Below are 19,122 nucleotides of genomic sequence, written 5' to 3' on the forward strand. Positions count from 1 at the left end.
AAAGACTCCCGTAAAAATTTATGGCAAAATGCGGAAGCAGGCATAGTGGCGATCTTATTTTTTGTTGGCGCAATAATTAGATCATTTTTCCACTGTGCCTGCTTCGTTTTTGTGGGGATTCATCAGCTTGTAGGGTCGCCATTCATGGCGTAATGCCGATCAGTTAAGCGCTGAGCGACTTTCGTTCGCCATCGGCTGAGGCAGTTTCAGCTATGCCGTGCGGCGACCGAGAAGAGGGCGTCTGGCCACGCCCTCTTCACTCCCGGGCCCTGCGCCAGCCCATCCCGCCGCTTCGCGGTGCCTTCGCTCCCTCGCGATTCCTGACGGACCGGCGCCGATTCGCTCCTGCTCAGCGCCGCCTCTCGCCGCATCCCTGCGGCTCGCCCTGGAATCCCTCTCTCGCTCAGCGGGCTGGGATGTCGCCTCAACACCCGCGCTGCAGCAGCAATGCCTATTCCTGAATTATCATCGCTGGAACGCCTGTCGGGTTGCCATTCATGGCGACCAGGTAACCCACAAGCGTCAGCCAGCAAAATTTCAAATCAGATGCGGTAATGACAGGCGACGGTGTTGGGCGCTATCCGCAGCGCCGAGCGCAGAGGGACGGCCAGGATGAGCCGACACGACGTCGGCGAAAGCGCGGCATGAGCCAGGGATGGCGAATCCGCGCGGTCCGTCAGGCCGGAGTGATAAGCGAGGGAACAGCGAGGACGGCGCAGGCGCGGATTGCTAAGGTCCGCGCCTTCGGACCTTAGCCCGGCCGCCTGCTTCACACATTCTGAAACTGCCATACGCTTAGCGGGCGGAACCCCTGCGATGCCAGTACGCTGCTTAACTGACGAGCATTACGCCATTCATGGCGACCTCACTAATGCCCGCGCCGAACTACTGCGGATACGCCACCCAATCGCCGCCGTTCAGGCGGATCCACGGCTTGCCCTGATACATCATCACCACCGCATTATCGTTCTCCGACACCACCGGCGTCTGCGGCAGATTATCGGTCAGCAGCGACATATTGACGTTCGGCGCGTTAAATAGCTGGCCATCCACCACGCGCGACACGATTTCAGAGATCGCCATCAGGCTGGTTGGCGTCTCAACGCTGAGTGGCTGGCCTTGATGCGCTGCCTTCATGCCGACAAACTTAATGCCAACCGGCACATGGGTGATATCCGGGCTGGGGATATCACGCAATCCCGACATCTGCATTTTGTCGCCCTGCAGCGCCGCGCCGTGTTCCGGCACCACCAGCACCATCACGCGACGGCCGGACTTCTCCAGATTAGTCAGGAAGGCATCGAGCTGGTCGAACAGCACTTTGGCACGCGGCTGCCAGTCGGCGCTGCGCGTGCTGCCCAGTTCGCGCGTGCCATCGTGCAGCGGAATCAGGTTATAGAACGTCGCGCTGCGCGCATCGCTGCTCTTACTGCGATCGTCGAGCCAGCGCTGCATCAGCTGCGCATCATTAAACACCGGCGAGCCGTCAAACGAGGTCACTTCTGGCGCTATACCCGCCTGCGACATCAATGGCGCCTGCAGATTGCCCTCTTCGCGCAGCTCTTTGAGATAGTTACCAAACACGCCGGTGTGATCCATCATCAGCTGCTGCTTAAAGCCCAGCTTCGCCAGATTATCAAACAGATAGCAGCGCTGATCGGTGGCTTTATACAGATCGCTGTGCGAGCTTTGCCCGCAGCTGGCGCGCAGCAGACGAATCCCCGCCGGGCCGCTGTAGCCGGTGGCCGAGTTGTAGTTATTGAGCAGAATATCGAAGTGCTGCCACAGCGGATGATCGCGTAGCTGCGTCACCTGCAAATCAGACCACGACAGCGAGCAGATGTTGATGACCAGAATATCGAACGGCTGCGAATCGGCAGGTAGCGCTTCCGGGAAGTGCGTCGCACGCTGGCGCTCACTCTCGTAAAAGCGGTTCAGCCATGCGGTTAAATTGGCGCTGGTCGGCGGCGCGGATTGATCGAGGCCATCCGGCGCTTTCGCCGCTGGCGCATTATCGAGTTTCACAGTGGGCGTTGCCGCGCGGCTCGGCAGTAAATTCACTGCTGGTCCGGCGATGGTCAGCACATTCAGCCAGATCAGCATCAGCGTCACCAGCACGGTGACGCGAATCCACTGCGCGATAAACAGATACAGCACCAGCAGTACCAAGCCCGCCCCAATCATCTCCCAGTTGATAAAGCGGTTGAGCAGGTCCAGCAGGTAACCTGGCGAAAAGCTGGCGAGCTGGCTTCCCTGACTCATGATCGAATTGAGTCCCGGCAGCCAGGTATCGTGCCAGAAGAGCGCCACGCCAATCGGCAGCGAAATCCACTGGCGCAGGCGATGCAGACGCAAACCCGGCAGCGGCAACAGCAGCCATGCCAGAAAGGCCAGATTACTCAGCGCGTGGAAATTGAGATAGCCGTACCACAGCAGAGCAAATTTGATCAGAAAGTAAAAATTCCAGCCACCAAGGCCGCGCCACGTCAATCTGTTATCCATGTTTATCCGTTTTCTTCGCTTTGCGTTGCCACTGGCCTTCTGATTTCAGCGCGCGGGTGGGCAACCATCGCATCAGCGGGTTGATGCTGCGGCGCGCGACTCCGCGCCCAAACAGTGATTTCAGCAACAGTAAAATCAGTAACAACAGGATCGCCACCTGCACCCAATCCATCAGCATCATCGGCGCTCTGCTCCATCAAGATTGAGCGTGATCGGCTGCGGCGTTTGTGCGGCGCGCGCGGTGGCTGCTACAGGGGCACTGACCGGCGCGACGGCTAGCGGCTGCTCGGTGACATCGCGCAGCGCCACCGGCGTCAGCTGCCGAATTTTCTGCGCCTCCGATAAAATCTGATTGTCTTCAAACCACACCATGCGGTTGCTAAACAGCTCATCGTGCGGCAGCGAGAAGATCGATTTCAGCGCAATATCCAGGTCATTGAATCGGCACGAAGAGAGGAATAGATAGATGCGATCGTTAATCAGCGTGACCAAATCGCCGAAGCGCCGGGGTTTGCACAACGTCAGAATCTGCTCGGGTTTCAGCTGCGGCACCGGACGCAATGCCACCATCAAGCCTTTATCGTTCTCGGGAAGCAGCGTGTTGCTCATTAGCTGCTGCACCGCCGCACAAAACGCCTCGAGCGGCAGATAGCCTTTTTGCTGCAACGGCTGCAGCGCCTGCATCAGTGCGCTGAGATTTGCGGGCACATGTCGTGAGAATTGCTGTCCCTGAATACCTTCCAGCGTGGTCAGAAAGCGCGACAAACTGGCGGCGTTCGGCACGATGGCATTCACACCGCAGGCCAGCAACAAACGTTCATCGCTATAGCGCAGCGTGGTACTGATTTCACGCACCACAATCTTCAGCGCACTGCCGCGCGATCGGCGCAAACTATGGACCATGTTCGCTAGCGTATTGATGTCCTGGTTATGGACCAGGCTAAAGATGACCGTGGCGGCGTTCGCCTGCTGGGCACGCGAAAACACGCGGTCATTATCGCTAAACAGCTGCCACTGCACCGAGAGCGGCGGCGCCCCTTCCAGCACACCTTCCTGCGCCAGAAATTGGTTTTCATCGTTGCGGCTTAAGGGAATATTTTGTTCCGCTTCATTAACGGCAATAAATTGATTGTCGACATAACTCAAACGGATAGCGCGGTCGGCCAGTAATTTGTCGGCGGCGTACCACCAGTTAATTCGATATTGCCAACTGTCCTGCTGAAACTCTAAATGTGCGAGACCATCAAGCTGGCGAAAATAACCTTGCAGATGATTACGTAAGTGAATTATTGAAGCACCGGAGGTGATCATTAACAGCGTGATTTGTTTTTTACTTAACAAACGACGCATGCGCTTAAGCCAAATAGTCAGCTCATCCTGCGATAATTTACGCCACAAGGCGGCATTACTATAAAACATCACGATGCCACTGCGATTATTCAGCACGCGGGAAAGATCGCTCTCAAACTGCTGCAAGCTGGTTTTATTGGCGGGCAGGGAAAATAATGGCATCCGCGCCGGACCGCCAATCGGATCGGGCGTTAACAGCGCCTGCGGCTTCTCATCTGCGCTGATAAGCGTGGCGGCATCTTGCTGGCTAATGACCTGACGCAGCAACAGCCGGGCATCCTCCTGACGCTGGCTGGTAATCCAATAAAACCCTGGCGTTTGCAGGGTATTTAATTCCTGCTGAATCTGTTGCAGGCCAAGCGCATAGTGATTTTTCATATTTTATTCGCGATCGCTACCCTCGCAGCGAGTTTAATCTAGACGGCAACGATTGGAACTGGTGAAATAAAAAATAACCGCATCGCTGCACAGTTCGTCGCAATATTCTGGTTTAGACTTTACAAAAAATAGAATCACAATTCATCCGTTGTCGATTTTGGGTGGCAAAAAAGTAATGAAAATAGAAAATGCTTTTTCGCTGAGCGCGTCTGGCAGCGAAGATCATGATGACATTAATGCCTTAAGCGCGGCCTTTTCTCTTAAGGCATTTCGCTACATTGATATTGCCCGTGAAGCGCGCCTGAATAGCATTATGGCGCGCTGGCCGCTGCTGCGTGAAATAAGCGCCGCCCAGGAGCCCGATCGTTAATGCCGATGATTGCACTGCAAGGTATACGTGGCGGCTGCGGCGCCACCTCGCTCAGCGCGGCATTAGGCTGGGCGCTCAATGCGCTGGGGGAATCGGTGCTGATCATCGATTTTTCACCGGTCAATCAGCTGGCTGCACACTTTAATCTGCCCATCAACACCGCGCAGGGCTGGGCGCCCGCGCTGCTTGAACAGCAAGCGTGGCAGCAATGCGCCCAGCGCTATCAAAGCGGGCTGGATTTTCTGCCGTTTGGCGCACTGACGCCGCCACAAAGTGCACAGCTCAGCGTGGCCGATGGCGATTTTGCCGCGCCGCTGCTGCAGGCACTGCCGGCCCTGAAAACACATTATCAATGGATTGTGCTCGATATCCCGGCGGATCTGTTGCCGTGGCAGCGATCGTTTATCGCCGCCGCCGATCGTCTGCTGCAGGTACTGACGCTGGATGCCAACTGTCAGCTGCGCCTGCATCACGCGCGCATCTCCCCGCATACGCTGTTCCTTATTAACCAGTTCAACGCTAACAGCCAACTGCAGCAGGATCTGCATCAGCTGTGGATCAGTTCGCTGAAGAACCTGATTCCGCAAGTGATTCACCGTGATGAAGCGCTGGCGGAAGCGCTGATGATGAAACAGCCGGTGGGCGAATACCGGCCGCATGCGCTGGCGAGTGAAGAGATCAATACGCTGGCCAACTGGCTGCTGCTGAATGTGGCTGGAGGCGCAGCATGAATCCGTTGCGCTGGCTGCTGATGCCATCCGCGTGGCAAGCGTTACAGCGCCGCGCCACCGTGGCGCGTCAGCATGGCGCGGGCCGCTGCACCATCGCGCTGCATCTGCTGTGGTGCGTGCTCGGCTGGTCGCTGCTGCGGCTGGAAGCACCCGGCTGGCAGCATATCCTGCAACATCGTCAGCGTTACTATCCGCACATTTCGCCGCTGCGCCCGCGTCCGCTGGATGTGCTGCGCTATGCGATGCAGAGCCTGTGGCTGATGCTGGTGCGGCCACGCGAACACCGCACCCGTAAGGGTTTCAGCGCTGAGCCGCTGTTGCGCTGGCGTCAGCCGTTGTATCAGTGGCTCGGCGCGCTGCCCGCCCGGCTGGAGCAAACGCGTCTCGCCCAGCGCAGTGAACAACGCATTCAGGCGCTGCCGCCACGGCTACGTCAGCTGCTGTTTATCGTGGCCGCAGTGGTTGCCAGCCTGCTGGCGCTGCTGTGTATCGCACAGCCTTTCGGCATCACTACGCAGTTTGTCTTCGTGCTGCTGCTGTGGGGATTAGCAATGCTGGTGCGGCGCGTGCCGGGGCGTTTGCCCACCATCATGCTGATCGTCTTGTCGCTCACCATCTCCTGCCGCTATCTGTGGTGGCGCTATACCGAAACCCTCAACTGGGACGATCCGCTCAGCCTGACGTTTGGCCTGCTGCTGATTGGCGCAGAAACCTATTCGTGGACGGTGTTGGTGCTGGGTTATTTCCAGACGCTGTGGCCGCTCAATCGCCAGCCGGTCTCGATGCCGCCAGAAATTACTGCCTGGCCGAGCGTCGATATCCTGGTGCCAACCTACAACGAGCCGCTCAGCGTGGTGAAGCCGACAATCTATGCGGCGATGGGCATCGACTGGCCGCAGGACAAGCTCAACATCTATCTGCTGGATGACGGCACGCGCGAAGAGTTCCGCGAGTTTGCCGCCAGCGTTGGCATCCATTACGTAGTGCGCGCCAGCCACGAACACGCCAAAGCGGGCAATATCAACCATGCGCTGAAAACGGTGTGTCGCAGCGATTACGTCGCTATTTTTGACTGCGACCATGTGCCGACCCGCTCGTTCCTGCAGCTGACTATGGGCTGGTTCCTGAAAGATCATCGGCTGGCGATGCTGCAAACGCCGCACCACTTCTTCTCGCCCGATCCGTTCGAGCGCAATTTGGGGCGCTTCCGCCAGACGCCGAATGAAGGGTCGCTGTTTTATGGTTTAGTGCAGGATGGCAACGATACCTGGGATGCGGCATTTTTCTGCGGCTCTTGCGCAGTGCTGCGCCGTAGCGCGCTGGATCAGATCGGCGGGATTGCGGTCGAAACCGTCACCGAAGATGCGCACACCTCGCTGCGCCTGCATCGCCAGGGTTACACCTCGGCCTATATTCGCATTCCACAGGCGGCGGGCCTGGCGACCGAGAGTTTATCCGCGCACATTGGCCAGCGTATCCGCTGGGCGCGCGGCATGGTGCAGATTTTCCGCCTCGATAATCCGCTGTTCGGCAAAGGCTTAAAGCTGGTGCAGCGCCTGTGTTACGCCAACGCCATGCTGCACTTTCTCGCCGGTATTCCGCGCCTTATCTTCCTGCTGGCGCCGCTGGCGTTTCTGCTGTGCCACGCCTACATCATCTATGCGCCGGCGCTGGCGATTGCCATCTACGTTCTGCCGCATATGCTGCACACCAGCTTAACCAACTCACGCATTCAGGGGCGCTGGCGCCACTCGTTCTGGAGTGAAGTGTATGAAACCGTGCTGGCGTGGTACATCGCGCGCCCCACTACGGTGGCGCTGTTCAATCCGCATAAAGGCAAGTTCAACGTTACCGCTAAAGGCGGTTTAGTTGCCGAACGGCATCTCGATTGGGTGATCACCAAGCCGTACATGATGCTGGTGCTGCTGAATATCGCCGGTATCGCCATGGCCTTCTGGCGTATGGCCTACGGTCCGGCCAACGAGATGCTCACCATTTGGGTCAGCCTGGTATGGGTGCTGTACAACATGATTATCCTCGGTGGCGCGGTGGCGGTTTCGGTGGAAGCGCGTCAAATCCGCGAAGCGCATCGCGTCGAGATCGCCATGCCCGCGGCGATTGCGCGTCAGGATGGGCACATGGTGCCGTGCACGCTGCGCGACTACTCCGACGGCGGCGTAGGGGTTGAGCTGCGAGAAGCCGATGCGCTGAAAGAGGATGAACCGGTGTGGCTGCTGCTGCGTCGGGGCCAGCAGGAGTTCAGCTTCCCGTGCCAGGTGCAGCGCGTGTTTGGCCGTCGCGCCGGCATTCGCCTGCATCAGCTCACCACGCGCCAACACATCGAATTCATTCAGTGCACCTTTGCGCGTGCCGATACCTGGGCGCTGTGGCAGGACGGCTTCCCGGAAGATAAACCGGTGCAAAGTCTGGCCGACATTATGCTGCTGGGTTTTAAAGGCTACCTGCGTCTGGCCGAGTATGGACCCGCGCCGCTGCGCCGTTTATTCCGTGGGCTCACCGCGCTGGTGAGCTGGCTGGCGACGCTGCTGCCGCAGCGTATTGAGCGCCAGCCTGCGTCGCTCAATACCGATTTCACTTAAGTTGATGATAAGACCATGATGAGAAAACTGAGTTGGTTTACCGCCCTGCTGCTGGGCTGCGTCTCACTGGCGCAGGCCGCGCCGCAGTCTGCTGCACCGTTTGCCGCAGGCAGTGCGGTGTCACCGCCGCTGTCGGAGGTGAATGCGCTGGTCGATGCCAACGCGCCGCTGCGCGATAGCCAACTGATGTTTAATCAGGTCGCGCCGCCGCCAGGCAGCATGACGCTACGCGGCACCGAACCCAGCAGCCAGATTGAGTTCGGCGTGCGCAGCGATGAAGTGGTGACGCGCGCGCTGCTCAATCTCAGCTATCGTCCCTCGCCCGCGCTGATCCCCACGCTGTCGCAGCTCAAGGTCTATCTCAATGATGAGCTGGTCGGGTTGGTCACCGTGACCGCCGAGCAGCTTGGCAAAGAGAATCAAACGCAAATCTCCATCGATCCGCGTTTCATCAGCGATTTTAACCGCGTGCGTCTGGAGCTGGTCGGTCATTACGCCAACGTGTGTGAGAATCCGGCCAACAGCACTATTTGGCTGGATATTGGCAAAGCCAGCAAACTCGATCTGACGCTGCAGAAGTTACCGCTGAAGAACGATCTGTCGCATTTCCCGGAGCCGTTTTTTGATACGCGCGACAGCCGTCCATTGCAGCTGCCGATGGTTTTCAACGCCCAGCCAACTCTAGTGCAGCAGCGCGCCGCCGCTATTCTGGCTTCATGGTTTGGCAGCAAAGCCGCGTGGCGTGGTCAGTCATTCCCGGTGCTGTATAACCAGTTGCCGAATCAGCAGCACGCAGTGGTGTTTGCCACCAACGATCATCGTCCCGACTTCCTGAAAGATTTGCCGCCGGTAGAGAAACCGACGGTAGCGATGGTGAATCAGCCGGACAATCCGTACGAGAAGATGCTGCTGATTCTTGGGCGTGACGACAACGATCTGTTAACGGCGGTGGAAGGTATTGCCCAGGGCCAGCTGTTGCTACGCGGTGAGACCGCGACCATTGACAGCGTGAAGCTGCTGGCGCCGCGTCAGGCCTATGATGCGCCTAACTGGGTGCGCACCGATCGCCGCACCACCTTTGCCGAGCTGACGCAATATCAAAACCAGCTACAGGGCGACGGCTTGCAGCCTAACCCCATCAGCCTGACGCTGAATCTGCCGCCGGATCTGTTCCTGGTGCGCGCACGCGGCATCGATATGGATCTGCACTACCGCTACACCTCACCAATTCAGCAGGATGGTTCGCGGCTGGCGGTGCATCTCAACAATCAGTTCATGCAGGACTATCCGCTGACGGCGAAAGATAGCGCCGGTCAGCAGCTGATGCGTATTCCGCTGATGCAGGGTTTGCAGGACAGCAATCGCCAGTTAACCATACCGGCGCTGCGCCTCGGGGTGGTGAATCAGCTGCGCTTCAACTTTGATTATGCCAACACCTTTATTGGCGGCACCGCCGATGGCCGCTGCGAAACCGTCACTACGGTGGGACATCATGTGGTGATCGACGATACCTCCAGCATCGATTTTTCCGGCTATCGTCACTACATCGAAATGCCCTCGCTGGCGGCGTTCGCCAACGCCGGTTTCCCTTACAGCCGCTACGCCGATCTGGCGCAAACGCTGGTGCTGGTTCAGCCTAAGCCGAGCAACAATGAAGTCAGCGCCCTGCTGAATGCGCTGGGCAGCATCGGCGCGCAAACCGGCTATCCCGCACTGCGCGTGCAGATGAGCGATGACTGGCGTAAAGCCCAACAGAGCGATGCCGATGTGTTGATGATCGGCGACATTCCGCCGGATCTGCAGGACGACGGCAAGATCAACCTGTTGGCCGACGCGGCGCGCAGCTGGATCAACATGCCCGCGCGCGCCATGACGACACCAAGCCTGCCAATATCGGACAGCGATCGCACCGTGGAAAGCCAAACCACCATCAGCTCACGCGGACCGATGGGCGCGATTGTCGGCTTCCAGTCGCCGTTTAACGATAAACGCAGCGTGGTCGCGCTGCTGGCCGACAGCCCACGCGGCTGGGAGCTGCTGAATAACGCGCTGCTCGACAGCGGCAAACGCGCGGCGGTATTCGGTTCCGCCACGGTGATCCGTGAATCGGGCGTGAACAGCCTGCGCGTCGGCGACACGTATTACGTTGGTCACCTGCCGTGGTGGGAGCGCTTATGGAATCTGCTCGCCACCCATCCGGTGTGGCTGGCGCTTTGCGCGGTCGTCGTCGTGGTGCTGTTTGCGCTGATGGCCTGGCGCTTGATGCGCATGGTGAGCCGTCGCCGTCTGGCCGAGCTGGATGACGATGAATAAACTGCGGCCTGGCGTGCTGATCGCCAGCGCGCTGGGTCTACTGGCAGGCGCGGGTGCGGCTCCAGCTGGCCCGCAGGTGGCGCCGGTTGAATGGTTGCTGATGCAGATCCGCACCGGCGAATCGACCAACAAACTCGATTTGGTGCAGCAATCGCTCTATCGGCTGGAGAAAATCGATCCCGACAATCCGCAGGTGCTGGCGGCGCAAATCCGTATGGCGCTGCGCCAGGGCGATCAGGTCAAAGCGCAAACCTTATTGGCGCAACTGCAGCGTGTGGCACCGAATGCCGCCGCCACGCGTGAATCAGAAGCGGGCTTACGGCTGATCACCGCAGACGGCCGCCAGCAGCTGCAGCAGGCGCGCCTGCTCGCCACCGCCGGACACGTCGTGGAAGCCAAAGCCGCCTGGGATGCGCTCTTCCACGGCGTGTTTCCGGATGTGAATACCGAGCTGGAATATTGGCGGCTGGTGGCGCGTCTACCCGGCCAGCAGCCGCAAGCGTACCAACAGCTGCAGGCGCTGGAGCAGCGCTATCCCGGCAACATCGGCGTGGAGCTGCAGCTGGCGCGCATGGCGTTTGATAATAATCAGCCGGGCGCAGCCTTTACCCAGCTGCGCCGTCTTGCCAACCGCAACGGCGGGCGCGATGCCGCCTCCGAGCTGTGGCTGCAGCAAATCCAGAATCAGCCGGTGAGCGAACGCAGCGTCGCCAGCCTGCAGCAATATCTGCAAACCTTCACCGAAGGCGATGCCCAGCAGCGCGGTGCGCAAGAGCTGGCACGCCAGCAAAAAATGCTCGCCGATCCGGCTTATCGCCAGCGCATGCGCGGACTGGCGCTGGTCGATGCCGGTGGCGGCGCGGGCGCGATTGCCGCCCTCAGTGCGGCGCTGCAAGCCAATCCGCACGATGCCGAACTGATGGGCGCGATGGGCCAGGCGCAGGCGCGGGCCAATCATCGCGCGGCGGCAATTGGCTGGCTGGAGAAGGCGATTCAGGCTGGCCAGGCCAGCACGCAGATCGGCAAATGGCAGTCGCTGCTGCAAACCAACCGCTACTGGCTGGCGATCGACAGCGGCGATGCAGCGCTGAAAAAGGGCGAGATGGCGACAGCTGAGCAGTATTATCGCAGCGCGCAAGCGTTGGATAATCGCGATAGCTGGGCGTTGATTGGCCTTGGCGATGTGGCGCAGGCGCGCAAAAACACTGCTCAGGCAGAGAACTTCTGGCAGCAGGCGCTGCGCCTTGATCGCAGCAACAGCACGGCGAAAAGTCGGCTGCTACAGCTGCGTACGGATGCGCTGATGGCCGAAGCCGATGCGCTGGCGCAACAAGGCCTGTGGCATCAGGCGGCAGACAAATATCGCCAGGCGATGCAGGCAACCCCCGACGATATCTGGCTGGCTTATCGGCTGGCGGGCGCACTGCGCAATGGCGGCGGCGAAGCCCAGGGCGCGCAGGTGATGGAGGCGATGGTGCACCAGCATCCACAGCAACCGGCGGCGCTGTATGCCGCAGCGCTGTGGCTGGCCTCTGGCGATCGCGATGACGCGGCGCTGGCCATGTTGCGTCGTCTGCCTGTTGGGCAATGGGACAGCAACATGCACGACCTGGCCGATCGTCTGCAGCCGAAGAAGGTGCTGGCGCGCGGCGAAGAAGCGCTGGGGCGCATCGAAGTCATGATCGCGCTGAAACAGACAACGGCAGCGCATAGCGCCTTGCAAACCTTGCCGGCAAGCGTGGCGCAGCAAAGCGTTTACAGCGGGCGGCGTGTGGCACTCGCCTGGCAAAACAGCGGCGATACGCAGCGTGCCCAACAGCTGTTCGATGAGCTGAAAATCCGCGCCGCGAAACTGGCCCCTTCACAGGAGAAAGCGCTGGCCTATCGCGATGCGGCGCGGCTGGAACGTCAGCAACAGCAGCCGCAACGAGCGCAAAAAGATTATCAGCTGGCGATGGCGGCAAGCGGTATCAGCCCAGACGTGCCACAGGATAATGAGGGTTATACCGCCCTAACCCGCAATCAACCGCAGGATGAGTGGCTGAAACGCAGCATCCGCAGTGACGCCGCCGATCTCTATCGCCAGCAGGACACCACGTTCATGCTGGAGCAGGATTACTCGCGCAATAAAGGCAACGGTGGTACCTCCGATTTCACCGCGCACACCACGATGATGCAGGCGGAGACGCCGCTGGCCGACGGCCGTAGCTTTGTGCGCGTTGATCATGTACTGGTTTCGGCGGGCACCTTCTCCAGTGCAAACGGCGGCCACAATGCGCCGTTCGGCAGCTGTAACGATGCCAACGCCGGCGGATGCAGCCGCGATTTCACCCAGCGTGATGAAGGCACCGCGCTGGGCGTGGGCTGGCATAACCAGCGCTGGTCGGCCGATCTCGGCACTACGCCGCTCGGCTTTGCGACCAGCAACTGGGTTGGCGGCGTCAGCTGGAAAACCGACGTCGATGACATTGGCCTCACGTTTAGCGCCTCACGCCGACCAATCTCCAGCTCGCTGCTGGCGTATGCAGGCGCACGTGATCCAGCGACTCACGGCGGCAAAACCTGGGGCGGCGTGGTCGCGACTGGCGGCTCGCTCGGCCTGAGCTACGATACGGGCGATGCCCATGGCGTGTGGGCCGATCTCAGCGCGCATCAATTGACGGGCGAAAACGTCGCGGATAATAGCCGTGAACGCCTGATGGCGGGCTATTACTACAAACTGGTCAATCAAGATAATCGCCGCGCCACTATTGGCCTGAACAGCATGCTGTGGCATTACCAGAAAGATCTCAGCGACTACACCTTCGGCCAGGGCGGCTATTACAGCCCGCAGCAATACTTCTCGTTGTCGGTGCCGGTGACGTATCGCCAGCGCACGGAAAACTGGTCGTTTGATCTCGGCGGCTCGGTTTCCTGGTCGCAGTCGCACACTGATGGGCAGCCGCGTTATCCGCTCAATCCCGGCTTTGCGCTGGCGTCGAATCCTATTTCAGACAGCAGTTCGGGCACGGGTTTCGGTTATACCTTGCAGGCGCTGGTGGAGCGCCGCATAACGCCGCATTGGTCAGTGGGATTGGCGATGGATATTCAGCAGGCGAAGGATTACACCCCCAGCCACGGCTTCATTTTTATGCGCTACTCAATGTCTGGCTGGAACGGCGATATGGACATGCCCCCACAGCCGCTCACGCCGTATGCGGATTTTAAATAGGTTAATTTAGGTAGTCGCCATAAATGGCGACCCTACAGGCGTTATCGCGATGGTTACTAAGAAATAAGCATTGATGCTGCAGCGCGGGTTTTGAGGCGACATCCCAACCCGCTGAACGAGTGAGGGATTCCAGGGCGAGCCGCAGGGATGCGGCGAGAGGCGGCGCTGAGCAGGAGCGAATCGCCGCCGGTCCGTCAGGAATCGTGAAGGAGTGAAGGCACCGCGAAGCGGCGGGATGGGCTGGCGCAGGGCCCGGAGTGAAGAGGGCGTGGCCAGACGCCCTCTTCTCGGTCGCCGCACGGCATAGCTGAAACTGCCTCAGCTAATGGCGAACGAAAGTCGCTCAGCGCTTAACTAATCGGCATTACGCCATTTATTGCGACCAGCTCGAAAATGAGACCTACCGCTTCTCCTGATACGCCATCCAGGTTAGCAGCTGCAGGCTGGCGGAGAAGTAGTTTTGATCCGCTGCCAGCTTGTCATTGAGATACTGGGTCTGGTTCAGGGTCAAATCACGAACCGCAATCAGGCCGCCTTCCATATTGTATGGCGCGGGCGTATTTCCCAGCACATCATACCAGGCCGGCGTGGTCATGCGCGCCGAGCCCTGCCACACGCGCTGGAACGGCACCAGACGCAGGCTTTGCGGATCGTACCACCAGATATTCAGCGGAATACGAATGGCGTCATAGCTGAAGCGGTTGGAATAACCGATGGCAGGAGCCACCGAACCATCAGCATTCAGCGCCACCCAATCAAGCGGCAAGCCGGTTTTACCAAAATGCATGTCGCCTAACAGATCCATGCCGTCATCCATCAACTCATTCCAGATGCGCAGATGGCTGTGCTCGGCAAACTCACGCCATGCAGCGAACAGGAAATAAGAGGGATTGAGCACCACATAACTGGTTTTATTGAAACCCTGCGCGCCCGGCAGCATCACTTTATGCCCGCCATAACTGATCACATTGAGCTTCACTATCGCACGCTGAATGCGGTCCGATGCCTGCTGGTAGTCGCCGCCCCACTTCTGCGCCGCACGTTGCAGAGCCCAGGCAATCAGCACATCGCCATCGGAAGCGTTATTTTTATCGGCGATCGGATCGGCGGCACCTGGCGTGTAGCGCCAGTAGAACAGATCGTTTTGCGGATTGCGCAGATGGCTGCGCGTCCACTGCCACAGCAGATCGAAAGTCGCGCGATCGTCATGCGCCACCGCCAACAACATGCCGTAGCCCTGACCTTCGGTATGGCTCACGTTGTTGTTTGCCGTATCGCTGATACGGCCGTCGCTGCTCATAAAACGGCTTTTGTAAGTACTCCAGCCATCTGCGGCCGCCTGGGCGCTAAAAAACATCACCATGAAACACAGCATCCATTGACGCCAAAAGCGCATCACTCTCATCACAGCATCCTATTGATATCGATAGTGCAGCGTGCCGCCGTCGTTCTGCTCAAGCGTCAGCGGCACCGCCGCGCTGCCGCCCTGGGCTTGCAGCCACTGCGCATACAGGCCCGCCAGTACCGCGCTTAATGCCAGCTGCCAGCGTTCAACACCGACATTGCTGTCACCCTGCGGCAGCGCGTGGTGTTGAATCAGAATGGCATTTTCCTGCGGCTGTAACTGCACAAAACCCCAGTTAAAACGCGCCAGCTGTAGATTCATTTCGCGCTCCAGGTCCTGCACGGTGCGCGCTTCAGGTAAAGGATAGCGGGTCGCCAGCGATGCGCCGACGCCGTTGAGGAAGCCTTCCGCCTCCTCGCCCGCGTTGTCCAGCATGCTTTCAATCATCGCGCTCACCAGATCAAACCAACCCGGCTGATGCGGATGGCTGACGCGCGCGCTCACTTGCTCACTCATTAGTAATCTCCGAACAGATAACGGAAGTACAGATTGGCGGTACTTTCGTTGTAATCACCAAAGGTGTCGTAGCCCAACTGACCGCCGACGGTGACATCTTTGTTGATCTTATAATCCGCACCGGCATGCAGGTTATAGCCGATGCCGTTTTTGCTGTCGCCGCTATAGAACGCATCCTTCACGTAGCCTTGATCGGCCAGACTCTGCAGCTGAGACTGCAGCGACGGGTTGTTCGGGAAGTAGGCGCTCTTATCCTGACTGTAGGATTGATAACCCACCGAACCGCCAACGTTGACTTTCAGATCGTCAAACTTGCGGCTGAACTCGATGGGGAACGACACCGACGCATAGTTCTGCGGGCTGAAGTAGCCGCCCTGACCGTAGCTGAAGTAGCTGAGGTTTTTCGAGTAATCCATCCAGGACAAACTCATGCCGACTTTCAGCTCGCGATCGTCGAGGTGATACGGACGCACATAAGCTCCGGCGGTGGCCTGAACGCTGTTGTTGCTCGCCACGTTTTCGCCGATATAGCTGTAAGCCCCGCCGCCGACGTAGAAACCGGCATCGCCGTTGTCATAGCTCAGCAAGGCGTTACCGCCGTTTTTGGTGACGCGCCCCCAGCGTTTACCGCTGGTTTTGTCTTCCACGCCGACATACGACAGCAGGCTATCGGTCATCGCGCGACGTTCACCGGTGAGGATCAGCGTCAGGAAGTCGGTCAGCTTCGGCGACCACTGCACGCCGCCCACCAGCGTACTCAAGTCCTGGCCGAGCGGCGTGCTGCCGATGTCGATTTTGTAGCTGTCACCCTTCAGCGCCATGTTTAGCTCCACGCCGGTCGCCGATTGCGAGTCGGTGGAGGCGTTAGGCACATCGTCAATTTTCGCGCCACCTGCCGCCACCACTTTGCCTTGTTCCAGCGCGTTAGTGCCGAAACGACGCCATGCGTCGCCGCCAGCGCTGCCTGCGGTGAGGGAAATTGGCGTCATGGTGAAATCGAAACGCGATTCGCCAAACGGCACGGTGGAGAAGGTGAGCGGCGCTTTGGCTTCGGTCAGTTTACTCAGACCGGATTCGCCGTCACGTCCACGCACCTGCATCTGGCCCTGCACCCAGGTGCCGGTTTTCTCTTGCAGATCGTCCATCATGTTGTCGATTTGCCGCAGCGTCTGGCTCTGCTGCACGGCCGGCGTATTGCTCGCCAGCGTCACGCCTTCCGCGCTGCTGGTGGCGTCGGGCGCCGACTGCCACGGCATTACCGCGCCATAGCTGGATGGCGAGCGGCCAACCGGCGAGGTGCCGCGATTGATAAACGGATTGTCGGCCAGCGCCAGGCCGCCGACGCTCGGCACGTTGCCATTGGTGGCACCTTGCAGACCAATCAGCTGACCGCGTGCGCTACGCAGATAGCTCATCGCCTGGCTGTGTTCGCCGTTGGCTTCGGCTACGCGCGCTAACAACAGCAGACGATCGGGTGACTGCTCATTATTCAGGCCGCGGGTCAAGGTGTTGGCTTTGTTGACGTCGTTCTGCGCCAGCGCCACGTTGATGGCGCCGGTACGCGCATCTTGCGTTGCGGTGTCTTGCGTCATCAGATAGTCGTAAACCACGCCGGCTTCTTTGTTCATCTTGCCGGACTGATAGAGTCGCGCCATGGCGAACATCAGATCGCGGTTCTGCGGATCGTGCTGCAGCGCGCCCACCAGCTTGTCGTAAGCGGCGGCGTACTGTTTCTGCTCGCGCAGACGATCCACTTCGTTGATCACATAGCCATTACGAATACCTGCCAGCTGGGTTGGCGTGCTGCGCGCCTGCAGTTCCGGGCTGCTCAGGAAGCTCTGCGCTTCGGTGTTCAGACCAGCCTGATTCAGCACCGCAACCTGCGCGGCGTAATCACCGGCGTTGCCCTGGATGCCGCGCTGCATGTTGCTGCGCACCACGGAAACCGCCGTGGTGAGATCGCCCGCTTTCGCCAGTTTCTGCGCCAGATTACCGGCATCAACCGGATTAGCCGGCGGCGTTGACGCCAGCGCACGCAAGGTGTTGGCTGCCGCCGCATTCGAACCCTGCGCCAGATACTGATCGGCGGTAGCCATCTGCAGGTTGAAGTTCACGCGCTGCGCCAGCTCGCGCATATCGCTGTTTTTGCTGCCGTTGGGAATGCGTGACAGCAGCATACTCGCCTGCTGCCAGGCACCGCTTTCGCTGGCGTTTAACGCGCCCGCATAGAGTTCGGTGGTGCTGGCACCGGTGCGCAGCGTGGGCTGCATGATATTGGCCGCCATCATGCTATTGCCCTGCGCGCGATAGATGCGTGCCAGATCGAGACGTAGCCAGCCATCGTTGGGATAGCGCTGAATGCCGCTGGTCAGGGTGGCGACAGCCGCGCTGTTGTTGCCTGCTGCCAGCTCACGTTTGGCCTGCGCACGAATCGGATCGGTGCTGCTGCCGCGCGGTGCCACGCTTTGACGTACGCTATCCGGCAGCGACCCCAGCAGCGTATTGGCTTCTGCGCCACGGTTCTGCTGGCGCAGCACGTAGAACAGGCCTTCTTTGGCATTACGGTTATTGGCATCACTTTGCAGGATGGCGCGATAGGTTTGCTCCGCCTGATCGAGCTGATTGCTGCGACGCTGCACATCCGCGCGGAACAGTTTGGCGGACACACCTTTCTCGCCGTCGGCCTGCGCCAGCGGTTCGCTCAGCGCCAACGCCTGTGCGCTATCGCCATTTTTTAGCGCCTGCTGCGCGGTCGCCAGCTGGGCATAGAAGCGCGCATCGGCGGCCTGTTTCTGGCGCGTGTCGCTTTGATCGCCGCCTAACTGCGCGGCGCGCGTCAGGTAATCCGCCGCTTCGGCGTAACGTCCGGCGCGCTGAGCGACGTAGCCCATACCGGCCAGCGCATCCGCATCTTGCGGGTTGGCTTGCAGCACTTTCTCAAAGTTGTTTTGCGCATTGCTGACGTCGCCGCTGTTCAGCGCGGTAAAGCCCGCGCCTTTCTCCGCACCGCCGACATTTTTACGGTAGTAATCCAGCACCGCGTTATCCTGCGGATGACGCTGCTGCCAGGTTTGGTACAGCGAGGCATCAGAAGCCTGCGGGCCAAGCCACAGCAGCGCCTGACGCAGCGAGCGGTCGGCTTCTTTGTTGCCATCTGCCAGGCTGCCGAGCACATCAATACCCTGACGACGGGTCGCTTCCTGATAGGTTAGCGCTTTACCCAGCGCCAGTTTGGCGCCGGTATCCTGCGGATGATCGGCGGAGAACTGCCGCAGCGCTTCCACCGCCTGCGGCAGCAGCGAGCGATCGCCCGCCATCGTCAGGTAGTATTCTGCCGCCACGCTCGGCGGCGGCTCGTTACCGCTGAAGGTGTTACGCCAGGTTTGCAGCGAAGCCGCAATATTGCCGCTGCGCGCCTGCTGGCGCGCCAGTTGCAGCTGCGCCTGCGGAATGGTTTGCAGCTGACGTGCGTTATCCAGCTCGCTGAGATGCGGATCGTTTGGCGATGCCGCACTCAGGCGCGCACGCCACTGCGCCGCTTCCGCTGTGCCGCCGCTCTGCTGCGAATAGAGCGCCAGCAAATAGAGCGCCTGAGTGTTGTTTGGCTCAACCATCAGTACTTTCTGCAGCGAGGCTTTCGCCAAATCGTCATGCGCTTTCTGATGCCAGTAAGCCGCTTGATCGAACAGCGCCTGTAACGCAGGATTGTTACTCTCCGCCGCCAGCAGCGGCTGCGAGAGCGTGAGCGCCCCACCCAGAATCAGGGCATGACGAATGCCGGCACTTAACAGATGTTTTTTCATTAT

At 59.6% G+C, this 19,122-nt stretch carries 11 protein-coding genes; 5 read left to right on the forward strand and 6 right to left on the reverse strand.

From position 1 onward, the window contains the following. Positions 1-885 precede the first annotated feature (885 nt). From bcsG to bcsE, 3 genes are read right to left on the reverse strand one after another with little or no spacing between them, the layout of a single operon-like run. Entirely contained in the window at positions 886-2,502 is a 1,617-nt protein-coding gene (gene bcsG, locus AC790_RS14830; protein WP_049852283.1) for a cellulose biosynthesis protein BcsG, read from the reverse strand. Continuing rightward, the gene (locus AC790_RS14835) at positions 2,495-2,683 is read right to left on the reverse strand and encodes a cellulose biosynthesis protein BcsF (RefSeq protein WP_009127772.1); all 189 of its coding nucleotides are present in this window, start codon (positions 2,681-2,683) and stop codon (positions 2,495-2,497) included. Before AC790_RS14835 ends, bcsG begins: the two co-directional genes overlap by 8 nt. Beyond that, the gene (bcsE, locus tag AC790_RS14840; RefSeq protein WP_049852284.1) at positions 2,680-4,230 is read right to left on the reverse strand and encodes a cellulose biosynthesis protein BcsE; all 1,551 of its coding nucleotides are present in this window, start codon (positions 4,228-4,230) and stop codon (positions 2,680-2,682) included. The genes AC790_RS14835 and bcsE overlap by 4 nt, the downstream gene beginning before the upstream one ends. 175 nt (positions 4,231-4,405) lie before the next feature. Between bcsE and bcsR the strand changes: the two genes are divergently transcribed. Genes bcsR through AC790_RS14865 form a run of 5 tightly spaced genes read left to right on the forward strand, consistent with a single transcriptional unit; the run spans position 4,406 to position 13,455 of the window. Continuing rightward, positions 4,406-4,600 (forward strand): cellulose biosynthesis protein BcsR, encoded by a 195-nt coding sequence (gene bcsR / locus AC790_RS14845; RefSeq protein WP_009127769.1) that lies wholly within the window; start codon positions 4,406-4,408, stop codon positions 4,598-4,600. Then, a complete protein-coding gene (bcsQ, locus tag AC790_RS14850; RefSeq protein ID WP_049852285.1) occupies positions 4,600-5,331 on the forward strand; it encodes a cellulose biosynthesis protein BcsQ in 732 nt (243 codons plus the stop codon). Before bcsR ends, bcsQ begins: the two co-directional genes overlap by 1 nt. After that, the gene (gene bcsA / locus AC790_RS14855) at positions 5,328-7,931 is read left to right on the forward strand and encodes a UDP-forming cellulose synthase catalytic subunit (RefSeq protein WP_049852286.1); all 2,604 of its coding nucleotides are present in this window, start codon (positions 5,328-5,330) and stop codon (positions 7,929-7,931) included. Before bcsQ ends, bcsA begins: the two co-directional genes overlap by 4 nt. A 15-nt stretch (positions 7,932-7,946) precedes the next feature. After that, positions 7,947-10,244, forward strand: coding sequence for a cellulose biosynthesis cyclic di-GMP-binding regulatory protein BcsB (bcsB, locus tag AC790_RS14860; protein ID WP_049852287.1), 2,298 nt, complete (start codon positions 7,947-7,949; stop codon positions 10,242-10,244). Continuing rightward, on the forward strand, positions 10,237-13,455 hold the full coding sequence (locus AC790_RS14865; protein ID WP_049852288.1) for a cellulose synthase subunit BcsC-related outer membrane protein: 3,219 nt from the start codon (positions 10,237-10,239) through the stop codon (positions 13,453-13,455). The genes bcsB and AC790_RS14865 overlap by 8 nt, the downstream gene beginning before the upstream one ends. A 400-nt stretch (positions 13,456-13,855) precedes the next feature. Here AC790_RS14865 and AC790_RS14870 read toward each other — a convergent pair whose 3' ends face one another. Genes AC790_RS14870 through AC790_RS14880 form a run of 3 tightly spaced genes read right to left on the reverse strand, consistent with a single transcriptional unit; the run spans position 13,856 to position 19,119 of the window. Beyond that, positions 13,856-14,860 (reverse strand): glycosyl hydrolase family 8, encoded by a 1,005-nt coding sequence (locus AC790_RS14870; RefSeq protein WP_007890828.1) that lies wholly within the window; start codon positions 14,858-14,860, stop codon positions 13,856-13,858. 9 nt (positions 14,861-14,869) lie between these two features. Then, positions 14,870-15,316 carry a cellulose biosynthesis protein BcsD gene (gene bcsD / locus AC790_RS14875; protein ID WP_049852289.1) on the reverse strand — a complete coding sequence of 149 codons (447 nt, stop codon included), beginning with the start codon at positions 15,314-15,316 and terminating at the stop codon, positions 14,870-14,872. Continuing rightward, positions 15,316-19,119, reverse strand: a complete 3,804-nt coding sequence (locus tag AC790_RS14880; RefSeq protein WP_049852290.1) for a cellulose biosynthesis protein BcsC — start codon at positions 19,117-19,119, stop codon at positions 15,316-15,318. The genes bcsD and AC790_RS14880 overlap by 1 nt, the downstream gene beginning before the upstream one ends. Positions 19,120-19,122 lie beyond the last annotated feature (3 nt).

It is taken from the genome of Pantoea sp. RIT-PI-b (assembly GCF_001187905.1).
Lineage (GTDB): Bacteria > Pseudomonadota > Gammaproteobacteria > Enterobacterales > Enterobacteriaceae > Pantoea > Pantoea nemavictus.